A 21,770-nucleotide genomic window follows, 5' to 3' on the forward strand; every position below is an offset into this window, starting at 1 on the left:
CGGAACATTAGACTCATCGGATCGGCATGCTCGACCAGCTCAAGACGCAAGGAGGCACGGGTGGCTCTGCTGACCCGCATCGGTGGACCGCGTGACCTGGACCGGCTCACTCCCGAGCAGCTGGACCAGCTCGCCGAAGAGATCCGGACCTTCCTCGTCGACGCCGTATCGAAGACCGGCGGCCACCTCGGCCCCAACCTGGGTGTGGTCGAGCTCACCATCGCCCTGCACCGGGTCTTCGACTCGCCGAAGGACAAGGTGCTGTTCGACACCGGTCACCAGAGCTATGTGCACAAGCTCCTCACCGGCCGGCAGGACTTCTCGAAGCTCAAGAGCAAGGGCGGGCTCTCCGGCTACCCCTCCCGCGCCGAGTCCGAGCACGACATCATCGAGAACTCGCACGCCTCCACCGTGCTCGGCTGGGCCGACGGCCTCGCCAAGGCCAACGAGGTGCTGGGCAAGGACGACCACGTCGTCGCGGTCATCGGTGACGGCGCGCTCACCGGCGGCATGGCCTGGGAGGCGCTGAACAACATCGCCGCCGCCAAGGACCGCCCGCTCGTCATCGTCGTCAACGACAACGAGCGCTCCTACGCGCCGACCATCGGCGGCCTCGCCAACCACCTCGCGACACTGCGCACCACCGACGGCTACGAGCGTTTCCTCGCCCGCGGCAAGGACCTTCTTGAGCGCACCCCCGTCGTCGGCAGGCCGCTGTACGACACACTGCACGGCGCCAAGAAGGGGCTGAAGGACTTCATCGCCCCGCAGGGCATGTTCGAGGACCTCGGCCTGAAGTACGTCGGTCCCATCGACGGCCATGACATCGAGGCCCTGGAGTCCGCGCTCCAGCGCGCCAAGCGTTTCGGCGGGCCCGTCATCGTGCACTGCCTCACGGAGAAGGGCCGCGGCTACACCCCCGCGCTGCTCGACGAGGCCGACCGCTTCCACGCCGTCGGCAAGATCCACCCCGACACCGGCCTCCCGGTCGCCACCTCGGGCCTCGACTGGACCTCCGTCTTCGGCGAGGAGATGGTCAAGCTCGGCAAGGAGCGAAAGGACATCGTCGCGATCACCGCGGCCATGCTCCAGCCGGTCGGCCTGACCAAGTTCGAGAAGGAGTTCCCGGACCGCATCTACGACGTCGGCATCGCCGAACAGCACGGCGCGGTCTCCGCGGCCGGCCTGGCCACCGGCGGACTGCACCCCGTCTTCGCGGTGTACGCCACCTTCCTCAACCGTGCCTTCGACCAGGTCCTGATGGATGTCGCGCTGCACAAGTGCGGTGTGACCTTCGTCCTGGACCGGGCCGGTGTCACCGGCACCGACGGCGCCTCGCACAACGGCATGTGGGACATGTCGATCCTGCAGTGCGTGCCGACGCTCCGGATCGCCGCACCGCGCGACGCCGACCAGGTCCGCGCCCAGCTGCGCGAGGCCGTCGAGGTCGACGACGCACCGACCGTGGTGCGCTTCTCCAAGGGCGCGGTCGGCCCTGCCGTCAAGGCCGTCGGCCGGGTCGGCGGGATGGACGTCCTGCGTGAGCCCGGCACCGCCCGGCCGGACGTCCTCCTGGTCTCCGTCGGAGCGCTGGCCCCGATGTGCCTGGAGATCGCCGATCTGCTGGATGCCCAGGGCATCTCGACGACGGTCGTCGACCCGCGCTGGGTCAAGCCGGTCGACGAGGCCATGGCCCCGCTCGCCGAGCAGCACCGGGTCGTCGTCACGGTCGAGGACAACAGCAGGGCCGGGGGCGTGGGCTCCGCCGTCTCCCAGGCGCTGCGCGACGCCGGGGTCGACGTACCGCTGCGTGATTTCGGCATCCCGCCGCGCTTCCTCGACCACGCCTCCCGCAAGGAGGTCCTGGCCGAGATCGGGCTGACCGCACCGGACATCGCGCGCCAGGTCACCGGCCTCGTCGCCAAGCTGGACGGCCGCTACGAGACGGGCGCGGACAGTGAGGCCGTGATCGAACCCGTCCGCGACTGACCCGCGGAGCACGGGTCCGTACGAGCGAACGGCGTTACGGCCGATGGGCCGGTCGGCCACCCTGTAAGGGTGGTCCGACCGGCCCATTCGTGTGAAATCTCCCGATAGCGGCCCTGCGCCGCCGGGGCGGTCCCAATCATGGCGTTCACGACGAGTGCGTGGAGGTACGCCGGTGACTGCCCAGCAGGAGACACCACCCAGCAGGGACGGACTGTTCCGGACCAAGACGGTCGAGCAGTCCATCCGCGACACCGAGGAGCCGGAGCACGCACTCAAGAAGTCCCTCTCCGCGCTGGACCTCACGGTCTTCGGAGTGGGCGTCATCATCGGCACCGGCATCTTCGTGCTCACCGGCAAGGTGGCCAAGGAGACGGCGGGGCCCGCCACAGCCCTCGCCTTCGTGGTCGCGGGCATCGTCTGCGCCCTGGCCGCGCTCTGTTACGCCGAGTTCGCCTCCACCGTCCCCGTCGCCGGCTCCGCCTACACCTTCTCGTACGCCTCGCTCGGCGAACTCGTCGCCTGGATCATCGGCTGGGACCTGGTGCTGGAGTTCGCGCTCGGCACGGCGGTGGTGGCGGTCGGCTGGTCCGGCTACGTCCGCTCGCTGATGGACAACTTCGGCTGGGCCATGCCCGAAGTGCTCTCCGGAACGGATGTGGCGAAAGGATTCGGCTTCGACGTCCTGGCCTTCGCGCTGGTGCTCGTGCTGACCGTCGTACTGGTGCTCGGCATGAAGCTCTCCGCCCGGGTCACGACGATCGTGGTCGCCATCAAGATCGCCGTGGTCCTGATCGTCATCGTCGCCGGACTGTTCTTCGTCAAGGCCGCGAACTACTCGCCCTTCATCCCCGAGGCGCAGCCGCAGCCCTCCGGTTCGGGACTGACCGCGCCGCTGATCCAGCTGATGTTCGGCTACGCCCCGACGAACTTCGGCGTCATGGGCATCTTCACCGCCGCCTCCGTCGTCTTCTTCGCCTTCATCGGCTTCGACGTGGTGGCCACCGCCGCCGAGGAGACGAAGATGCCGCAACGTGACATGCCACGTGGCATCCTCGCCTCGCTCTTCATCTGCACCGTGCTCTATGTGGCCGTGTCGCTGGTGGTCACGGGCATGGAGCACTACAGCGACCTGTCGGTCGAGGCTCCGCTGGCCGATGCCTTCAAGGCCGTCGGCCACCCCGTCTACGCCGGGTTCATCAGCTTCGGAGCCGCCATCGGCCTCACCACGGTCTGTCTGATCCTGCTGCTGGGCCAGACCCGGGTGTTCTTCGCGATGAGCCGCGACGGGCTGCTCCCGAGATTCTTCTCCGTGACCCACCCCCGCTTCCGCACCCCGTACCGCCCGACCATCCTGCTCGGCGTGGTCATCGCGATCGTCGCGGGCTTCACGAGCATCAACGAACTGGCGACGCTCGTGAACATCGGCACGCTCTTCGCCTTCGTGGTCGTCGCCCTGGGCGTCATCGTGCTGCGCCGGACCCGCCCCGATCTGCACCGCGCGTTCCGCACACCGTGGGTGCCGCTGCTCCCGATCCTCTCGGTGGCGGCCTCGGTCTGGCTGATGCTGAACCTGCCGGCCGAGACCTGGCTGCGGTTCGCCGTCTGGATGCTCATCGGCGTGATCATCTACTTCGCGTACGGGCGCGGACACAGCCGGATCAACGTCCCGGTCGGCCGGGGCCGGGACCTCCCACCCGGATCACGCGGGGCGGCCTGATCCGGACGGAAGACCTCAGCTGGTGCGCGACGGCGGCAGCGGCCGCACCGTACGGGGGCCCATGCACCGCGCCCCGCACTCCGCCACCCGCCGCCGCAGCTCGCGGTCGGCGGTGACGACGACACAGGCGCGTTCCCCCCGGGCCCCGGTCAGCTCCACGATCAGGTCGTCGCCGCTCCCGGATGCCGATTCCACCCGCACCCCGGACACCGATCCGATGCCGCGAGCCGCGCCCTCGACGACCAGCAGCAGCTCGACGGGGCCGGGGCACCCCGGCAGACCGGCCGCGGCGAACGGGACCAGGAAGTCCCGCAGCCGTTCGGCCGCCCCACGCCGGTCCCGCCACCAGCCGTCGGGGACGGACCCGACCACGTTGGCCGCGTCCACGATCACCAGGGTCCGTTCGGTCGGCATGCCGGAAGCGTGTCACGGACCGGCCGACGACGCCCCGTCAGCCGCCGGTGGCGGGGGACTTCTTCGCCGACTCCGGGATCGTGCCGTCGTTGCGGATGGCCTTCCACAACTCACCGGCCTGGGGCTGGGCCGCCACCACCCGGTTCGGGTCCTGCTTGTCGTACGCCACCGGAAGCATGATCGTTTCCATGGTGTTCGGGTTCACGCCGTTCATCGACCGGCCGAAATCCGCGAGGGACGTCAACGAGGCGAGCCCGGAGTCGGTGGTCAGCGACTTGGTGGCGGAGTTGGCGATCTTGTACGACTTGGTCGGACTGCCCAGCAGGTCCTGCGACTTGACCTCGCTCAGCAGGGCGAGCAGGAACTGCTGCTGCAGACCGATCCGGCCGAGGTCGCTGCCGTCCCCGATGCCGTGCCGGGTCCGGACGTACGCCAGTGACTGGGTGCCGTCGAGCTTGTGCGTCCCCTTGGTGAGGTGGAGACCGGAGGACTTGTCGTCGATGTCCTGCGGTACGTCGACGGTGACGCCGCCTATCGCGTCGACCAGATCCTTGAACCCGGCGAAGTTGATCTCCAGGTAGTGGTCGATCCGGACCTTGGACATCTTCTCGACGGTCTTGACCACACAGGCCGGGCCGACCTGGGAGTATACGGAGTTGAACATCACGCGGTTCGCCGACGGCGCCGTCGAGCCGTCGGCCTTCGTGCACTCGGGCCGGGTCACGAGGGTGTCACGGGGTATGGACACGGCGACGGCCTGGGTGCGGCCCTCGGGTATGTGCACCACCATCGCGGTGTCGGACCGGGCGCCGCTGACGTCGCCGCCGCCGCCCAGTTCCTTGTTCTCGGCGCCGGCCCGCGAGTCCGAGCCGAGAACCAGCAGGTTCTGACCGCTGGTCGGCAGCTTCTCGGGCCGGTCGTCGCCGAGCGCCTTGTCGATGTCGACGCCCTTGATGTTCCCGTCGAGGCGGCTGTACAGCCAGTAGAGGGTGCCGCCGGCGGCGAGCACCAGGACGAGCAGGCTGATCAGCACAATGCGGCCGGTACGGCGCCGAGGGCGTCCGCTCCCGGCGTCCTTGCTGCGCCCCTTCCTACGGGAATCGGCCCGCCGTGACGGGTGCGGGCCGGGGGGAACGACGTCATGGCTCATCCTGCGAGTCCCTTGATCTCGTGGCCGCGGAAGGGCCGATGGGGCTGGGGGACTCGGGTGGGGCCGGTCCACGCATGTGGGGGGCTGAGCGTGCACTATAGACAGGTTTTCGAATCTTGTGTAATCCTTCGCGCGATCTTCAACTCCGGAATCGAATTGTTATTCCTGTCCGTGATAGGGCGGTTGCCCGGCGGGCTCCCCCCGACGCCGGGGGAGCGCTGGTTCCCGGGGCGAACCAGGAATCTATGATGGGTGGGTTCGGCCCATTGCGTGCCGGAGAGCCGAGACGGCCTCCGATGCCGGGGCCGAGGAACCATGGGGAAGGACGACTTCACGTCATGCCGGTCAGATCCAGGCGCGCTGCCCGGGGAAGGGCCCCGATTCCGGGCGCCGACGTCCACGACGCAGGCAGGGAGCGAGCGGCGCGGGCGACTGCCGACGGCCGCTGGCTCGTGCTCGGCAAGGACGGCAGGCTCACCGCCTACGCGCTCTGCGACGAGGGAATGCTCCGCTGGACGGAGGTCCGTCCCGGCGGCCCCGACTGGGAGGGACCGGACCTCTTCCCGGCGGCCGGCCTGACTCGGCTGTCGGTGACTCAGGGCCCCGACGGTTTCGTGTACTTCACCGGACGCCGCACGGTGCGCAAGGACGCGGGACCCGTCGTCGACCTCGTGCATGCCACCCAGTTCCAGTCCGGACGCCCCGTCACCGCGTGGCACTCCCTCGGCAATCCGCACAAGGACCGCGAGAAGGCGGCCCGGCTCGGGGCGCCGACGGCCGTCGTCAACGCCGAAGGGCTGCTGCACGTCTTCGTCCGCAACGCCGACGGCAGGCTCGCGCTGCGGCGTGAGAAGCCGGGCGGCAAATGGGAGGGCTGGCAGGACCTCAAGGGCGGGCGGCTCCGGGACGGGGCGGCCGTGGCCGCCACCGCCTCCGGACGCGTCGAGGTGCTCGTCCCGGGGGAGGGGCGGGCGATGCGCTGGAGCCGGAACGAGTCCGGTGGCGCCTTCACGCAGGACCAGGACATACCGTTCGCCCAGGTCCCGGGCACTGCCTCGGCCCTGGAGACCGCACCGGACAGGGTGACGTACTACTGGGCCGACGAGGCCACCGGCGGTGTCGTCGCGCACCGCCCCGGCACCTGGGCGATCCCGCTCAACAGCTCCGCCGCGAACGGCCCCGTGGCGGCGCTGCGCGCCATGCTGGACGGCTACGACTGCACCGTACTGGCCCATCGCGACCCCGAGGGCCAGATCATGCTCACCGCCTGCGGTACGGAGAACGAGGGGGCGGGCGTGTGGTGGTCGCCGACGGGCGAGCGCTGTACGGGCGGACCGGCGCTGGCGTGCGACGCGTACGGCCGCGTGGTGCTCGCGCTGATCGGTGCGGACGGCGCTCTGCACATCGCCCGGCAGAACCGTGAGCCGGGCCTGGCGCTGGAACGTTCGGTGCGGGTCTGAGTCGCGAGGTCCGCACGGACCGGGGGCACCCACCGCGGTGAGTGCCCCGTTCACGTCCGTGGGCGGATTCATGGTTCAGGAGGCGGACTTCAGCCCGAGCGACAGGTAATTGCTGTCCGTGTAGTAAGGGTTGAAGGTCACCGAGCGGCCCTCCGCGGTGGTGACGGTCCGCTTCGGATAGACGTGGATGTGCTTGCGCTGCATGATCTCGTCGCCGAACCGCCCCAGCCGCAGCCGGTGCGCCTCGCCCGTCACCGTCAGATTCCCCGGAATGCTCAGCGACAGGTCCCAGATGGTGTCGACGTCGATCATCCGGTCCGCGTACTGATGGAGATCGAGGGTGAAGACGGCCCCGCCGTCCGAGAACGCGCACGGGATGGTGATGCAGGAGTCCGCGTTCTTCCGGCTCTGCGCGATCACCTGCGCGCCGTGACCGGCGAGGTCGACCTGCGGACCGCCGGGCACCGAGGGGACCCCCAGAACGTAGCACCGGACGCTGAGATGCGAGCCGTTCGTCTCCACCGAAAGCACCTCCGCATGAGCGGGGAACTCGCGCGAGACGATCTGGAGGAAGCCCCCGTCCTCGGAACGCCTGAACGTGCGGAACCGCACCGGGCCGGCCTGGGCCGGGGAGGAGATCAGCGCATTCGCCGACTGCTGGAGCTCGTCGACCTTCACCCGGCGCATGACACCGTCGTCCTCGCGGCGCAGCAGCACGTTCCACGTTCCTGAGGCCAGCCGCAGCTGCGCCGGTACGCAGGCGTACAGGCGCCCGTCGGTCGTCTGCTCGGCCTGCGCCGCCAGCAGCGCCTGCCGCCCGTCCGCCGCGTTGACACACAGCACGGTGAACCGGCTGCCCGGCGCTCGCGCCGGATCGACCGCGAACTCCAGGTCCCCCGCGGGGGTGGCCCGGCACAGTGCCTCGGGCCGGTAGGCGCGCGCCGTGAGCAGACGCGAAAGGTACGACTCGTACGCCTGCGCCTGCGACTCGTTGCTGTAGTGCCGGGACTTCTCCACCGCGTTCGAGCCCAGCCGCACGCGCAGTTCGGCGTCGCTCAGCAGCCGGTCCAGGTTCTCGGCGAACGCGTCCACATCGCCCACGGGCGAGAGCGCGCCGTCCACCCCGTCGGAGATGATCTCGGACGGGCCGTGCGGGCCTGCCGTGCTGAGTACCGGCACACCGCAGGTCATGGCCTCCACGATGGTCAGGCCGAACGTCTCGTCCGTCGAGGTCGAGGCGTGCAGCGCCGCCTTGGCCAGCTCCTCACGCAGCTGCCTCGTGTGCCCCATGAGGAGAATGCGCTCGTTCGCCCCGAGATCGTCGATGAGCTTGCGCAGTTTCGCCTTCTCGTCGCCGCTCCCGTAGATCCGCAGGGTCCAGTCCGGGTGCTTCCCGCCGAGCTGCGCGAAGGCGTTCACGAGCAGGTCGAACCGCTTCCAGTCGACCAGTCGTCCCGACGCCGTGACGATGCGCGAGCCGTGCACGTCGGCCCGCAGGAAGGTGCCGGGGACGGCGTTGGGAATGGCCTGGAATGCCGTCCCGACCGCGCCGTACGCGTCTCGGTGCGTCTGGGCGTCCTTCGCGGTCAGCGTGACGAAGCCGTCCAGCCGCGGAATCGCGGCGTCCAGCATCTTCCGCAAGGCCGCGGTCTGGTGGTGGTAGTGCGTGTGCGCCTGACCCAGCGCGATGTACTGTCCGGTCCCCAGATCGGTCAGCAGGGACACCGTGTTGGGGGCGGTGGCGATGACGGCATCGGCGTCGCAGCTCTGGAGATAGGCGGCAGCCCGTTCGTCCATCAGCCGGCTGCAGCGGTTCTTGTCGTCGGCCTTGAAACCCGTGCAGTGCTGGGACGCCGTCGCGTGCAGCGGGTTCTCCAGGTCCGGCGAGCCGTTGCGGGTGTCCACGAGGGTGCGCAGGGTGACGCCCGGCCCGAAGCGGAGCGGCGGAACGTCGTGGTACTGGAACAGGCTCACCAGCTCGACCTCGTGCTGCCGGGCCGCGAGCGCGTTGGCCAGCGTCTGGGTGGCGACGGACGTACCGGCCCGTCCATAGGCGCTGTACATCAGAAAAGCGATCTTCACGCGGGTCCTCCTGGATCCGTGGCCGTGGCGGCTTCAGCTCCGAATTCCGTGGGCGCCGGTCTCCGGTACGGGGTCAGACGGGTCGGCTCCCGGAGTCGTCGAGCACCTGCGACAGGGCGGACTCGAATGCCGAGCCGGGCGTCGGGGCCGGACCCGGCCGGCGCACGTCGATCACCTGGCCGGTCATGCCGGAGAGCAGGACGTCGAGCGAGCTGCGCGCGACCTCCCGCGAGGCGAGCGACGAACCGGTGGACTCCCGGCCGGGTGCCTCGGTCCGTGCCGGATTCATGCAGTTGACCCGGATGCCGTCCTCGGCCCACTCCTCCGACAGTGCCTGGGTGAGGTTCACCATCGCCGCCTCGACCGAGGAACAGATGCTGTACTCGGCGCGCCCGCGGGTGTAGCTGCCCGAGGTGAAGAGCAGCAGCCGGCCCGCGGTCTCGGCGAGGTACTTGTACGCGGCGCGTGCGATGTTCACCGGGGCGAGGTAGTCGATCCGGAGCGCCTCGCGGATCGTGGCCCCGTCGGTCTCGTCGAGCCGGCCGATCGGGAGGACACCCGCGGTGCTGACGACGTGGTCGATCCGGCCGGCCTCCGCGTACGCCCTGGCGAAGGCCGCCGCCACCTCCTCGGGGTTCTCCGCGTGGATGCCGGTGGCGGAGCGGCCGAGGGCGTACACCCGGGCCCCGTACTCCTCGGCCATGCGCGCGATGTCGGTGCCGATCCCGTACGAGTCGCCGAACACCAGGAGGGTCCGCCCGGCCAGCCGCTCCCAGTAGGACGTCTCGGAGCCGTGCGCCGGAGCGGTCGTCGAGGCCAGCTGGAACAGCTTGTCGGCGATGAAGACGTCGACGGGCTGGGTGACCTTCATGTTGTGCTCGTCGCCCATGACCACGTGCACGGGTACGTCGGGCAGGTACTTCACGACGACCGAGCAGTCGTCGGTGGCCCGGAACAGCGGGTCGGCCGCCGCGAGCCCGTACGCCCGGCGGATCGTGGAGAGCCGGAAGCCCTGGGGCGTCTGGCCGCGGCGGAGGCGTCCGCGGTCGGGCACCTCGGTGATGAACTCGCCGTCGTCGCCGTGCGTCCGGGTCACGATCACGGTGTCGGAGGAGGGGATCGCCACATCGACGGCCCGGTGGCGCTCCAGCGCCCGTACGCACTCCTCGACCACGCGTTGCGACAGCAGCGGACGCACCGCGTCGTGGAACAGCAGGTTGCAGTCCTCGTCACCGTCGAGTCCGGCGGCCACCGCCTCGATCGCGAGGTGTGTGGTCCCGCTCCGGGTACTGCCGCCCGCGAGCACCCGGGACACCTTGCGCAGACCGGCCTTCGCGACGATCTTCTCGGCGTCGGCGACATGGTCCGGCGTCATCAGGACCACCACCTCGTCGATGTCCGGGGCGTTCTCGAAGACGTGCAGGGTGTGTTCGAGCATCGACTTCCCGGCGATCTTCAGCAGCTGCTTCGGGGTGGCGAGCCCGATGCGCTGCCCGGTGCCACCGGCGAGGACGACGGCGACGGTACGGCGACGGGAGGCACGGATGGTCAAGGTCTGCTGCTTCCTGTGGGCGGGGCGGGGTGACGGGCGTGCGGCGGCGGGTCTCAGACCGGCTGGTGCGGCTGGGGCTCGGGGAATCCCGGCTGCTCCGGGTACTCGACGGGGAAGTCCCGCAGGCCGCGCAGATAGAGATCGTTCGCGGCGTCGGCGAAGCGCACGGTCGACGGCGGATTGTCCGGCCCGAGCAGATAGTCCTTGAGCTGTTCCCGGTACGGGGCCATGACGTCCTGGTCCCGGGAGAACATCGCGGAGAGCGCCGTCTCCAGGCCGTTGCACTCGGAGTCGAGCAGGTACGAGGCGTACGCCGTGCGCTGCTCGTTGCGGAACTCCGCGTCCGGCAGCCCCTCCAGGTTGAAGATGGCGTACGGCTTGCGGGTGGCCACGAAGTCCGAGACCACGCTCGACATGTCGCCGATCAACAGGTCCGAGTGGTTGAAGCAGTCGTACAGCGTGGGCACCCTGTCCGTCACGACGTGGTGCGCGTCGACGGGCAGCGAGTCCCAGTAGAGGGTGCCCGCCTGGTCACGGAACTTGCGGATCCGGGTGGTCCGCTCCTCCTCGGTCAGGTCCGGGTACTTCGAGCGGACGCCACGCTCCTGGAGTGCGGCGAGCCGCTTGTCGATACGGGCCAGCCGACGGGCCGCGGTCTTCGAGTCCAGGATCTTCCGGCCGAACCGGCGGGCGTTGTCGTCCTGGAGCAGCGCGATGATGCGCCGGTGCGCGGCCGCGGCGGCGGGGGAGCGGGTGCCGGTCAGCGGGTGGGGCTTGTAGATGATGCGCAGCTGCCGCTCATGCGCGAGCAGGGTCCGGATGAGGTGCTCGCCCGCCGGGATGACCGAGGTGTAGCAGGCGTCGTCGGTCCAGCCCTCCCAGGTGGGGGCGTAGATGACGGTCGGGATCTCCTGGCCGACGGAGCCCGTCCAGCGGTGCAGCGGCATCAGCTGGGGCCGGCCGACCTCGACGATCTGGTGGGCGGTGACCGCGTGCTTGATGCGCTCGTAGCGGTCCCGCCCGGCCCGTCCGGCCACCCAGATCTCGTCGAAGACCTTGCTGACGCGGTTGCTGCTGGCGAGCTTGTCGCTGTCGCCGTGACCGATGAAGACGTGCTTGACCTCGTGCCGTTGGAGCATGTGCACGTTCTTGCCGGCGTTGCCCGGGTAGAGCGTCACCCGCAGTTCGGGCATCTCCACACGGGCCAGGTACTCGGCCTTCGGGACACAGATGACCGGTACGGAGGTGGCGTCCAGGTACCTCAGGGTGGCCCGTTCGCGCAGCACGATGATGGGACGCAGATCCAGCGACTCCAGCGACTCCAGCCACATGTTCACCTGGTACATGAAGTCCCTGGAGACGGCGGCGAAGGTGAAGTAGAGCGCGACCTGCGGTCGGTACTGCCGCAGCTGCCAGTTCAGCTCGTCGATGGCGTCGTCGGCCGTGGGCAGGATGAGCGCGTTCCGTGCCCCGGGCACCAGGACCAGGAAGGCGACGAACGCGAACCAGACCGAGGCGATCCCGCCGTATGTCACGTACTCCCACCGGTCGGTGGCGATCGTGCCGATCGCGCCGCCGACCAGGGGGATGTCCAGGTGCAGCATCTTGCGGACGTGCTTGTTCATCAGGAACGGGTGCGGCAGCCGCCGGATCCCCAGCGCGTCCAGGTCGAGTCCGCGCGTGGTGAAGGGCAGCGCGGCCCGTTCGGACTTGACCCGCTTGAGCAGGGCGCCGTAGGCGAGCTGCAGTACGAAGAGCAGCAGCAGTCCCACGGACGTCATCTGGACGACGAACGAGTCCAGGTTGTGGATGGAGCCGCAGAGCGCCAGCAGCAGGAACTGCCGGATCAGGAACCGGATGGTGAGGCCGAAGCGCGAGTCCCGGAGCCGGTCGAGGGTCGAGGACTCGGAGGTGTGCAGGAGCAGGTCGGCCGCGTAGCTGACCGCCGCGGCACAGGCGAAGACGGGCAAGGAGGCCATCACCACCGCCGCCAGCATGGCGACGAAGCTGAGCACCAGGGCTGCGGTGATCAGAAAACCCAACGCGGCCTGACGTCGTGCTTTGCCCATGAGCGGCCGACTCCTCCTTCTGTGCCTGGGTGCGGCGCACGGCTGCGTCGCCGGTGCGGACAGGGTCTGCCGCACGTCACAGTGGGGGCCGAACCGCGATCGAACATGGGTGCGGACGGTGCGTAAGGAACTTGTGAAGCATCCGACCGAACTTTAGACACTGCTGACGCTTTTGGTGAACTTTCATTGGCTGAAAAGTCGAACATTCGATGTCTGGATGCCGAACAGTTATGAACGGGCGAGGTGCGCTGTGATCTTCGTTACACTCGCTCGCGTGTTCGGCTGCCACGTTCGTCGATCGTGGTTCGCGGTCACGGCTGACACGAGTAGACCGTCAGCTTCCGTCGCCCCGGAGTCTTGACCGAGAAGCCCACACAGAGCCGGGGCTCCGGACCCGGCCGTACGGCGATCCCCTCCGGTTCACGGAAGTCCAGCCCCGGTGCGACGGTCACCTTGCGGCGCCCGGCCGCCCGCCCGCTGCGTACGTCGATCGCCGAAACGTAGGTGTTGCCCCCGGAGGAGGGCGGATTGTCGCCCGCCGCGTCCGTGTAGGGCTTCCCGGTCAGCTGGTAGATGTGATCCCCGTACAGGGCGCAGCCCTGGAACGTCTCGCCGTCCCGCAGCGCGCTGTCCCTCACGCGGTGCAGCGGCGCGTACCGTCCGGCGAGGAAGTCCTCCACACGGTGGACCGCGTAGTGATGGGTCCGGCCGATCCAGTGGCTGACCAGAACGCGGCGGCCTGTCGGATCCAGGGTCGGATGGACCTTGTGGCTGCTCGGCAGCGGGCGATGGTGCCGTATCCGGGGCGACGCGCTGTCGAGCACCGCACCGTCGTGGAACGGGACCCGGGCGACGGCACGCCCGTACCCGGTCCGCGTGTCCACATCGGACTCCACCCACAGAGCCACGTTCCCGTCCGAGTGCTCCACCCCGAACGAGATCCCGTGACCGAAGCCCCGCAGATGCATGTGCCCGGTCTCCTCCCCCGAGGGGGAGAGCGCCGTCACGCACATGTCGCCCGCCAGCCGCCGGGCCCGGCCGCCGAGAGGCCGCTCCTCGTCGGGCAGCCGGACGGAGGCGGGCACGACCTGGAGCGCGTACACCTCGCCGGCCGCGCTGCCGTACGAGATCGACTGCGGGCCCGAGACATGGTGCAGCGGGCTCGGCGGGAGCAGTTTCGACGCCGTGTCGATGTCGAACAGTCCGACGGATCCGGCGGTCGGCAGGTCGTCGCCCGCACCGTCACCCGAAGCTCCGCCCAGCAGGACGCCACCGGCCGCCGCCACCGCGGTCCCGCCGCCCGCCAGGAGCAGCGCTCTGCGACTGAGGTGGCCTGTGGTGCCCGCCATGCCTGACCGTGACCGCCGTCTCTGCTCGGGGAGGGGACGTCGTCCACCCCTGGGGTGAGGTCGGACATTCTGTCATCGCCCCGTCGGGCCCGGACGCCCCGGGCAACGCGGACGGAGGGTACGGCCCGTCCACCGGGCCGTACCCTCCGTCGTCGAGCTCGCGGTGTTACGCCGGAACGCTCGCCACGCCCTGCGCCAGGAACTTCTTGCCGTTCACCCGCTCCGAGACGCCCTCACGGTCCAGGTACGGCGTGATGCCGCCCAGGTGGAAGGGCCAGCCCGCGCCGGTGATCAGGCAGAGGTCGATGTCCTGGGCCTCGGCGACGACGCCCTCGTCCAGCATCAGACCGATCTCCTGCGCCACCGCGTCCAGGACGCGGTCGCGGACCTGCTCCTCGGACAGGACGGCGTCGCCCTGCTTGAGAAGAGCGGCGACCTCCGGGTCCAGCTCCGGCTTCCCGGAGCCGTACACGTAGAAGCCGCGCTTGCCCGCCTTGACGACCGCCGCGAGGTTCTCGGAGACGGTGAAACGCTCCGGGAAGGCGCGGTTCAGGGTCTCGGAGACATGCAGGCCGATGGCCGGGCCGACCAGCTCCAGCAGCACCAGCGGGGACATCGGCAGGCCGAGGGGCTCGATGGCCTTCTCCGCCGTCTCGACCGGGGTGCCCTCGTCGATGACGTTCTGGATCTCGCCCATGAAGCGGGTGAGGATGCGGTTGACGACGAACGCCGGGGCGTCCTTCACCAGCACCGCGGTCTTCTTCAGCTTCCGCGCCACGCCGAACGCCGTGGCCAGCGAGGCGTCGTCGGTCTTCTCGCCGCGGACGATCTCCAGCAGCGGGAGGATCGCGACCGGGTTGAAGAAGTGGAAGCCGACGACCCGCTCCGGGTGCTGCAGCTTCGACGCCATCTCGGTGACCGAGAGGGACGAGGTGTTGGTGGCGAGGATCGCGTGCGCCGGGGCGACCGCCTCGACCTCCGCGAACACCTGCTGCTTGACGCCGATCTCCTCGAAGACGGCCTCGATGATGAAGTCGGCGTCGGAGAAGCCCTCCGCCTTGTCCAGCACACCGGAGACCAGGGCCTTGAGACGGTTGGCCTTGTCCTGGTTGATGCGGCCCTTGCCGAGCAGCTTCTCGATCTCGGCGTGGACATAGCCCACACCCTTGTCGACGCGCTCCTGGTCGATGTCGGTCAGCACGACCGGCACCTCCAGACGGCGGAGGAACAGCAGCGCCAGCTGCGAGGCCATCAGGCCGGCACCGACGACGCCAACCTTGGTGACCGGGCGGGCCAGGGACTTGTCCGGAGCTCCGGCCGGGCGCTTGGCGCGCTTCTGGACCAGGTTGAAGGAGTAGATACCCGAACGCAGCTCGCCACCCATGATCAGGTCGGCGAGGGCCCGGTCCTCGGCGTCGAAGCCGGCGCCCAGGTCGCCGTTCTTCGCCGCCGCGATGATCTCCAGCGCGCGGTACGCGGCCGGGGCCGCACCGTGCACCTTGGAGTCGGCGACGGCCCTGCCGCGGGCGACGGCCTGGTCCCACGCGTCACCCCGGTCGACCTCGGGGCGCTCCACGGTGACCGTGCCGTTCAGCACGTTCGCGGTCCAGATCAGCGACTGCTCCAGGAAGTCCGCACCGTCGAAGAGGGCGTCGGCGATCCCGAGCTCGAAGACCTGCTTGCCCTTGAGCTGGCGGTTCTGGTTCAGCGAGTTCTCGATGATGACGGAGACCGCGCGGTCGGCACCGATCAGGTTCGGCAGCAGCGCGCAGCCGCCCCAGCCGGGAACCAGACCGAGGAAGACCTCGGGCAGCGAGAAGGCGGGCAGCGCCTTGGAGACGGTGCGGTAGGTGCAGTGCAGACCGACCTCGACACCGCCGCCCATCGCCGCACCGTTGTAGTACGCGAACGTCGGGACCGCGAGGCCGGAGAGCCGGCGGAAGACGTCGTGGCCGCCCTTGCCGATGGCCAGCGCGTCGTCGTGGTTCTTCAGCAGCTCGACGCCCTTGAGGTCGGCGCCGACCGCGAAGATGAACGGCTTGCCGGTGATCCCGATACCTGTGATCGCACCCTCGGCCGCCTCCTTCTCGACCTGGTCGACGGCGGCGTTCAGGTTCGCCAGCGACTGCGGTCCGAAGGTGGTCGGCTTGGTGTGGTCCAGGCCGTTGTCCAGCGTGATGAGGGCGAAGCGGCCCGCACCGGCCGGCAGGTCGAGGTGGCGTACGTGCGCCTGCGTGACGACCTCGCCGGGGAACAGCTCGGCCGCACCCTTCAGAAGCTCGGTGGTGGAGCTCACTTGCTGCCTCCGTCTGCGGTGTCGAAGTGCGGGTTCTCCCAGACGACCGTGGCGCCCATGCCGAAGCCGACGCACATGGTGGTCAGGCCGTAGCGGACCTCCGGCTGCTCCTCGAACTGGCGGGCCAGCTGCGTCATCAGACGCACACCCGAGGAGGCCAGCGGGTGACCGTAGGCGATGGCGCCGCCGTACTGGTTGACGCGCGCGTCGTCGTCGGCGATGCCGTAGTGGTCGAGGAAGGCGAGGACCTGGACGGCGAACGCCTCGTTGATCTCGAACAGGCCGATGTCGTCGATGGTCAGCCCGGCCTTGGCGAGGGCCTTCTCGGTCGACGGGATCGGACCGTAGCCCATGACCTCCGGCTCGACACCCGCGAAGGCGTAGCTGACGAGGCGCATCTTGACCGGGAGGCCCAGCTCGCGGGCGACGTCCTCGGCGGCGAGCAGTGAGGCGGTGGCACCGTCGTTGAGGCCCGCGGCGTTTCCGGCGGTGACCCGGCCGTGGGCGCGGAACGGGGTCTTCAGACCCGCGAGGGACTCCAGGGTCGTGCCCGGACGCATCGGCTCGTCGGCGGTGACCAGCCCCCAGCCCGTCTCGCCGGCCTCGGCGTTCGTGCGGCGGACGGAGATCGGCACCAGATCCTGCTGGATCTTGCCGTCGGCGTACGCCTTGGCGGCCTTCTCCTGGGAGCGGACCGCGTACTCGTCGGCGCGGAGCTTGGTGATCTGCGGGTAGCGGTCGTGCAGGTTCTCCGCGGTCATGCCCATGAACAGGGCGGACTCGTCGACCAGCTTCTCCGACACGAAGCGCGGGTTCGGGTCCACCCCCTCGCCCATGGGGTGGCGGCCCATGTGCTCCACACCACCGGCGACGACGACGTCGTACGCGCCGAAGGCGATGGAGCCGGCCGTCGAGGTGACGGCGGTCAGGGCGCCCGCACACATGCGGTCGATGGAGTAACCGGGGACGGACTGCGGCAGACCGGCCAGGATTCCGGCGGTGCGGCCCAGCGTCAGACCCTGGTCACCGATCTGCGTGGTCGCGGCGATGGCGACCTCGTCGATCCGTGCGGGGTCCAGGTCCGGGTTGCGGCGCAGCAGCTCCCGGATGGCCTTCACGACGAGATCGTCGGCGCGGGTCTCGTGGTAGATGCCCTTCGGGCCCGCTTTGCCGAACGGGGTGCGGACGCCGTCGACAAAGACGACGTCCCGGATGGTACGAGGCACGGTGGCTCTCCTCCAGGGTGCGGGATGGCACTGCTGCGGGGCACGCCCACCGGCGCGCCACCCCCTCATGCTACTTGCGGGTAACCACACTGCCCACCCCTTGCGGCGGGAGCGGTGAAGGTCACATGCGAACGGGGTGGGTGCGGCGGCCGTTTCGCCCCGAATGCCGGACGGGCCGCAGGCGCTCCGGATGTCGGACGGAGCGGACACGGGCTGCGGGGCCGGTCGTCGGCGGTGCCATGAACGGCAATCGCCGGACGGGGCGGAAGAAGAGCCCGTCCGGCGATCAAGGACGCGGTGCGGCCGGGGGCCGCGCAACCTGGCGTGAATACGACCCTCGTCGGCGAGCTCTCAGGCCGCCGACGTCAGCGCGCGGAACAGGAGCGGGGCCACGTGTTCGATCTGCCAGCGTCGCGCCCCGTATCCGGTGAGCGCCGTCTCGATGGCGTCCGGGGTCGGGTTCCTGGGCGGCTCCCAGCAGACCCGGCGCACCGTGTCCGGGGTGATGAGGTTCTCCTGCGGCATGTGCAGTCGCTCGGCGAGCTCCGACACGGCGGTGCGGGCGGCCGAGAGCCGGGCCGCGGCCGCCGGGTCCTTGTCGGCCCAGGCGCGCGGCGGCGGCGGACCGGCGACGGTCTGGCCGGGCTGGGGGAGTTCCGAGTCCGGCAGCGCCTTGGCCCGGTCGACGGCCGCCTGCCACTGCTCCAGCTGCCGCCGTCCCATGCGGTGGCCGAACCCGGGCAGGGCGGTGAGCGCGTGGATGTTCGGCGGAAGCGCGAGAGCGGCCTCGACGATCGCGGCATCGCCCAGGACCTTGCCGGGGGAGACGTCCCGGCGCCGGGCGATCTCGTCGCGGGCGGTCCACAGCTCCCGTACCACCGCCATCTGACGGCGGCGGCGGACCTTGTGCATGCCGGAGGTGCGGCGCCACGGGTCCTTGCGCGGGGGAGCGGGCGGTGCCGAGGCGATCGCGTCGAACTCCTCCCGCGCCCACTCCAGCTTGCCCTGCCGGTCGAGCTCGTCCTCCAGGGCGTTGCGCAGATCGATCAGCAGCTCGACATCGAGCGCCGCGTAACGCAGCCACGGGTCGGGCAGCGGGCGGGTGGACCAGTCGACGGCGGAATGGCCCTTCTCCAGGGAGTAGCCGAGCACGTTCTCGACCATGGCCCCGAGGCCGACCCGCGGGAAGCCGGCGAGGCGCCCGGCCAGCTCCGTGTCGAAGAGTCCGCTGGGGGTCATCCCTATTTCGCGCAGACAGGGCAGGTCCTGGGTGGCCGCGTGCAGGATCCACTCGCTGCCGTGCAGGACCTCTCCGAGCCCCGACAGGTCGGGGCAGCCGACCGGGTCGATCAGTGCGCTGCCCGCGCCGTCGCGGCGCAGCTGGACGAGGTAGGCGCGCTGGCCGTAGCGGTAGCCGGAGGCGCGCTCCGCGTCGACGGCCACCGGGCCGGAGCCTGCGGCGAAGGCGGCGATCACCCGGGCGAGGGCGTCGTCGGAGGCCACCACCGGGGGAATGCCCTCGCGCGGTTCGAGCAAGGGGATCGGCGCCGGGGCGACGTCGTCCGGGGGAGCGCCCCCGGTGGTTCGCAGTGAAGTGTCTGCTGCGGTCTCTTGGGCGTCGGTCACGTGTCAAGGGTATCCGTGTAAGTGCGGCGCCCGTCGACGGAACGTTCCGTCGACGGGCGCCGATGCATGTAAACCAGCCGGTCCGTAAGGCCGCGCGGACCTGCCTGGGGGCGAGGGTCAGTGGATGATGCCCGTTCGCAGGGCGACGGCGACCATTCCGGCACGGTCTCCGGTGCCGAGCTTGCGGGCGATTCGGGCGAGGTGGCTCTTGACGGTCAGGGCGGACAGGCCCATGGAGACGCCGATGGCCTTGTTGGACTGGCCCTCGGCGACCAGCCGGAGGACCTCGACCTCGCGGCCGGACAGTTCGCGATAGCCGCCCGGGTGGCTCGGGGTGCCGGGGGGCCGGCGGTGCATACGGGCGGCATTGGCGCCGATGGGGGCGACGCCGGGACGGGTGGGGTGGCCGATGTTGGTTCGGGTGCCGGTGACGACGTAGCCCTTCACGCCGCCCGCGAGGGCGTTGCGTACGGCGCCGATGTCGTCGGCGGCGGAAAGGGCGAGGCCGTTCGGCCAGCCGGCGGCTCGGGTCTCGGACAACAGGGTCAGCCCGGAACCGTCGGGCAGGTGGACGTCGGCTACGCAGATGTCGCGTGGATTGCCGACGCGGGGACGGGCCTCCGCGATGGACGACGCCTCGATGACGTCACGTACTCCGAGTGCCCACAGATGGCGGGTGACGGTGGAACGGACGCGCGGGTCGGCCACGACGACCATGGCCGTCGGCTTGTTCGGGCGGTAGGCGACCAGGCTTGCGGGCTGCTCTAGGAGAACGGACACCAGGCCTCCTGGGGAGTGGCGGGACGGGCCGGCTCGGGGATGAAGCCGGGGCGAACCGTGCTTGAAGGGTCATTGACCTCTTCGGCAGCAGACCCGTCCTCCTTTAGGGGAAGATCACGATTTGCTGAGTAACAATTAGGGCAAATCGGACATGCGATCGATTGTACGAAAAAAATGCCGGTAGCGCCGCGTCTTAAGTCACGCAGTGTTACCGGCCTTCGAGGGTGAGGCTTCAGGAAACCTGGGGGCCGCGCCGCTGGGGGAGCGTCACCACCGCCGCGTCGGCGGGACCCGACGGAGGCAGCCCGGCGATCTGGCACAGCAGATCGCCCCATGCCATCAGATGCGCCGCCGTGTCCGGCACACCGCCGCGGCCCTCGCGCGGTGTCCATGACGCCCGGATCTCGATCTGCGTCGCCGGACGCCTCGTGGCCAGCGCGCCGAAGTAGTGCGACCCCGCACGCGTCACCGTGCCGCCGGCCTCCCCGTACGACAGGCCGCGAGCCTCCAGCGCGCCGGTCAGCCACGACCAGCACACCTCCGGCAGCAGGGGATCGGAAGCCATCTCCGGCTCCAGCTCGGCCCGCACGAGAGTCACCAGGCGGAAGGTCCCCTGCCAGGCCTCGTGCCCGGCCGGATCATGGAGCAGCACGAGACGGCCGTCCGCGAGATCGTCCTCGCCCTCGACGACCGCGGCCTCCAGGGCATACGCGTACGGAGCGAGCCGCTTGGGCGGCCGTGTCGACTCCACCTCCAGCTCCGGGCGGAGCCGCGCCGAGCGCAACGCGTCCACCGCCGACCGGAAAGCGGGCGGGACGGAACCACCCTCCGCGCTGTCCTTGCTGTCAGCGCCATCGGATTGATCGGAGAACTGTCCCTGAGCCGGAGCCATGCGGGGAAGAGTAGGCGGAACCGGAGCCTCGCGCAGGGAGGGACACCCGGGCGGGCCCGGCGGCTTACGGCTTCGTGCGAAGATTCTGGGTGTGAGTGCCAACGGTCGCCCCATGGGCCAGCAGACGAAGACATCCGCCACCCATGAGTCGGCGTTCCTGAAGGCGTGCCGCCGCGAGCCGGTGCCGCACACACCGGTCTGGTTCATGCGCCAGGCCGGACGTTCGCTCCCGGAGTACCTCAAGGTCCGCGAGGGCATCCCGATGCTCGACTCCTGCATGATTCCGGAGCTCGTCGCGGAGATCACGATGCAGCCCGTGCGCCGACACAAGGTCGACGCCGCGATCTACTTCAGCGACATCGTCGTACCACTCAAGGCCATCGGTGTCGACCTCGACATCAAGCCCGGCGTCGGTCCGGTCATCGCCGACCCGATCCGCACCCGCGCCGATCTGGCCCGGCTGCGCGACCTCGCCCCCGAGGACGTCGGCTACGTCACCGAGGCCATCGGCCTGCTCACCGCGGAACTGGGCGCCACCCCCCTGATCGGCTTCGCGGGCGCGCCCTTCACCCTCGCGAGCTACCTCGTGGAGGGCGGCCCGTCGCGCAACCACGAGCACACCAAGGCCCTGATGTACGGCGACCCGCAGCTCTGGGCGGATCTCCTCGACCGGCTCGCCGAGATCACCGGCGCCTTCCTCAAGGTACAGATCGAGGCGGGCGCCTCGGCCGTCCAGCTCTTCGACTCCTGGGTGGGCGCGCTGTCCCCCGCCGACTACCGGCGTTCGGTGCTGCCCGCCTCGGCGAAGGTCTTCGAGGCCGTCGCCCCGTACGAGGTCCCGCGCATCCACTTCGGTGTCGGCACCGGTGAACTCCTCGGGGCGATGGGCGAGGCCGGCGCGGATGTCGTCGGCGTCGACTGGCGGGTCTCGCTGGACGAGGCCGCGCGGCGGGTCGGTCCCGGCAAGGCGCTCCAGGGCAACCTCGACCCCGCCGTGCTGTTCGCTCCGACGGCCACGGTGGAGGAGAAGGCCCAGGAGGTGCTGGACGCGGCCGCCGGCCTGGAGGGGCACGTCTTCAACCTGGGCCACGGCGTGATGCCGTCGATGGACCCGGACGCCCTGACGCGGCTCGTGGAGTACGTGCACGAGCGCACCGCGCACTGAACG

15 protein-coding genes are annotated in these 21,770 nt (G+C 70.1%); 4 read left to right on the top strand and 11 right to left on the bottom strand.

Annotation, left to right across the window (positions count from 1 at the left end; all coding sequences use genetic code 11):
- Nucleotides 1–60: 60 nt before the first annotated feature.
- Both dxs and ACIOHC_RS13490 read left to right on the top strand, forming a co-directional pair.
- A complete protein-coding gene (dxs, locus tag ACIOHC_RS13485) occupies nucleotides 61–1,989 on the top strand; it encodes a 1-deoxy-D-xylulose-5-phosphate synthase (protein WP_351074952.1) in 1,929 nt (642 codons plus the stop codon).
- A gap of 172 nt (nucleotides 1,990–2,161) precedes the next feature.
- A complete protein-coding gene (locus ACIOHC_RS13490) occupies nucleotides 2,162–3,706 on the top strand; it encodes an amino acid permease (protein WP_351074950.1) in 1,545 nt (514 codons plus the stop codon).
- Between the two features lie 15 nt (nucleotides 3,707–3,721).
- Here the strand turns inward: ACIOHC_RS13490 and ACIOHC_RS13495 are convergent, their stop codons facing one another.
- Together ACIOHC_RS13495 and ACIOHC_RS13500 are read right to left on the bottom strand one after the other, a co-directional pair.
- Nucleotides 3,722–4,120, bottom strand: a complete 399-nt coding sequence (locus tag ACIOHC_RS13495; RefSeq protein WP_351074948.1) for an NTP pyrophosphohydrolase — start codon at nucleotides 4,118–4,120, stop codon at nucleotides 3,722–3,724.
- Nucleotides 4,121–4,157: 37 nt separating this feature from the next.
- Nucleotides 4,158–5,270, bottom strand: coding sequence for an LCP family protein (locus ACIOHC_RS13500; RefSeq protein ID WP_365691590.1), 1,113 nt, complete (start codon nucleotides 5,268–5,270; stop codon nucleotides 4,158–4,160).
- Nucleotides 5,271–5,608: 338 nt separating this feature from the next.
- Between ACIOHC_RS13500 and ACIOHC_RS13505 the strand changes: the two genes are divergently transcribed.
- On the top strand, nucleotides 5,609–6,730 hold the full coding sequence (locus ACIOHC_RS13505; protein ID WP_351074945.1) for a hypothetical protein: 1,122 nt from the start codon (nucleotides 5,609–5,611) through the stop codon (nucleotides 6,728–6,730).
- A gap of 75 nt (nucleotides 6,731–6,805) precedes the next feature.
- Here ACIOHC_RS13505 and ACIOHC_RS13510 read toward each other — a convergent pair whose 3' ends face one another.
- The 9 genes from ACIOHC_RS13510 to ACIOHC_RS13550 all read right to left on the bottom strand — a co-directional run bounded on the left by ACIOHC_RS13510 (nucleotide 6,806) and on the right by ACIOHC_RS13550 (nucleotide 20,602).
- Nucleotides 6,806–8,812: a glycosyltransferase gene (locus ACIOHC_RS13510; protein WP_401842762.1), complete on the bottom strand. Its 2,007-nt coding sequence runs from the start codon at nucleotides 8,810–8,812 to the stop codon at nucleotides 6,806–6,808.
- A 73-nt stretch (nucleotides 8,813–8,885) separates the two neighbouring features.
- The gene (locus tag ACIOHC_RS13515) at nucleotides 8,886–10,364 is read right to left on the bottom strand and encodes an SDR family NAD(P)-dependent oxidoreductase (RefSeq protein WP_401842764.1); all 1,479 of its coding nucleotides are present in this window, start codon (nucleotides 10,362–10,364) and stop codon (nucleotides 8,886–8,888) included.
- Between the two features lie 53 nt (nucleotides 10,365–10,417).
- Entirely contained in the window at nucleotides 10,418–12,433 is a 2,016-nt protein-coding gene (locus tag ACIOHC_RS13520) for a hypothetical protein (RefSeq protein ID WP_351074939.1), read from the bottom strand.
- Nucleotides 12,434–12,744: 311 nt separating this feature from the next.
- Nucleotides 12,745–13,782 (bottom strand): signaling protein, encoded by a 1,038-nt coding sequence (locus ACIOHC_RS13525; protein WP_401842766.1) that lies wholly within the window; start codon nucleotides 13,780–13,782, stop codon nucleotides 12,745–12,747.
- 166 nt (nucleotides 13,783–13,948) lie between these two features.
- A complete protein-coding gene (locus tag ACIOHC_RS13530; protein ID WP_389636246.1) occupies nucleotides 13,949–16,078 on the bottom strand; it encodes a 3-hydroxyacyl-CoA dehydrogenase NAD-binding domain-containing protein in 2,130 nt (709 codons plus the stop codon).
- Nucleotides 16,075–17,304, bottom strand: coding sequence for an acetyl-CoA C-acyltransferase (locus tag ACIOHC_RS13535; protein WP_351074933.1), 1,230 nt, complete (start codon nucleotides 17,302–17,304; stop codon nucleotides 16,075–16,077). Before ACIOHC_RS13535 ends, ACIOHC_RS13530 begins: the two co-directional genes overlap by 4 nt.
- Before the next feature lie 351 nt (nucleotides 17,305–17,655).
- The gene (locus tag ACIOHC_RS13540) at nucleotides 17,656–18,930 is read right to left on the bottom strand and encodes a ribonuclease D (protein ID WP_351074932.1); all 1,275 of its coding nucleotides are present in this window, start codon (nucleotides 18,928–18,930) and stop codon (nucleotides 17,656–17,658) included.
- A gap of 117 nt (nucleotides 18,931–19,047) precedes the next feature.
- Nucleotides 19,048–19,710: a response regulator transcription factor gene (locus tag ACIOHC_RS13545; protein ID WP_024488613.1), complete on the bottom strand. Its 663-nt coding sequence runs from the start codon at nucleotides 19,708–19,710 to the stop codon at nucleotides 19,048–19,050.
- A 232-nt stretch (nucleotides 19,711–19,942) separates the two neighbouring features.
- Nucleotides 19,943–20,602 (bottom strand): DUF3000 domain-containing protein, encoded by a 660-nt coding sequence (locus ACIOHC_RS13550; RefSeq protein ID WP_351074930.1) that lies wholly within the window; start codon nucleotides 20,600–20,602, stop codon nucleotides 19,943–19,945.
- A gap of 91 nt (nucleotides 20,603–20,693) precedes the next feature.
- On the opposite strand from ACIOHC_RS13550, the gene hemE reads away from it, so the two are divergent.
- The gene (gene hemE, locus ACIOHC_RS13555) at nucleotides 20,694–21,767 is read left to right on the top strand and encodes a uroporphyrinogen decarboxylase (RefSeq protein ID WP_401842768.1); all 1,074 of its coding nucleotides are present in this window, start codon (nucleotides 20,694–20,696) and stop codon (nucleotides 21,765–21,767) included.
- The last annotated feature ends 3 nt before the right edge of the window (nucleotides 21,768–21,770 follow it).

Source organism: Streptomyces sp. NPDC088252, from assembly GCF_044740965.1.
Classification (GTDB): Bacteria; Actinomycetota; Actinomycetes; order Streptomycetales; family Streptomycetaceae; genus Streptomyces.

Excerpts from the sequence above, each read along its gene's own strand:
- ACIOHC_RS13500 (WP_365691590.1), bottom strand. The coding sequence starts at position 5,270 with ATGAGCCATGACGTCGTTCCCCCCGGCCCGCACCCGTCACGGCGGGCC.
- ACIOHC_RS13520 (WP_351074939.1), bottom strand. The coding sequence starts at position 12,433 with ATGGGCAAAGCACGACGTCAGGCCGCGTTGGGTTTTCTGATCACCGCA.
- ACIOHC_RS13495 (WP_351074948.1), bottom strand. The coding sequence starts at position 4,120 with ATGCCGACCGAACGGACCCTGGTGATCGTGGACGCGGCCAACGTGGTC.
- ACIOHC_RS13505 (WP_351074945.1), top strand. The coding sequence starts at position 5,609 with ATGCCGGTCAGATCCAGGCGCGCTGCCCGGGGAAGGGCCCCGATTCCG.
- ACIOHC_RS13525 (WP_401842766.1), bottom strand. The coding sequence starts at position 13,782 with ATGGCGGGCACCACAGGCCACCTCAGTCGCAGAGCGCTGCTCCTGGCG.
- ACIOHC_RS13550 (WP_351074930.1), bottom strand. The coding sequence starts at position 20,602 with ATGGCTCCGGCTCAGGGACAGTTCTCCGATCAATCCGATGGCGCTGAC.